This window comes from Novosphingobium huizhouense (assembly GCF_020179475.1).
Taxonomy (GTDB): Bacteria; Pseudomonadota; Alphaproteobacteria; order Sphingomonadales; family Sphingomonadaceae; genus Novosphingobium; species Novosphingobium huizhouense.
Map to the genome: position 1 here is coordinate 1 of NZ_JAILXZ010000019.1, position 324 is coordinate 324.

Here is a 324-nt window from a genome sequence, read left to right on the forward strand (position 1 = left end):
CCTACACTCTTTCCCTACACGACGCTCTTCCGATCTAAGGTCTGGCCGCGCCCGAAGCCGCCAAGAACGCGACCACCGGCGCGGCCATGGTGCCGCTGCTGACACTGGGCATTCCGGGCAGCGCCGCCACCGCCATCATGCTGGCCGCAATGATGCTTCACGGCATCAATCCCGGCCCGCTGCTGTTCATGATGGACCCGTCGATGGTCTATACGATCTTTGCCGCCATGATCGTCGCGAATATCCTGATGATCGGCGCGGGAATCGGCGTGGCGCAGGTCTTTTCGACCCTGATGCGCACTCCTCCCGCGATCCTGGCCGCAT

1 protein-coding gene is annotated in these 324 nt (G+C 63.3%); it reads left to right on the forward strand.

Going from position 1 to position 324, the window contains the following annotated elements; all coding sequences use genetic code 11:
- Nucleotides 1-86: 86 nt before the first annotated feature.
- A partial coding sequence (locus K3A85_RS17800) for a tripartite tricarboxylate transporter permease (RefSeq protein ID WP_263624939.1) occupies nucleotides 87-324 on the forward strand: 238 nt, incomplete at its 3' end.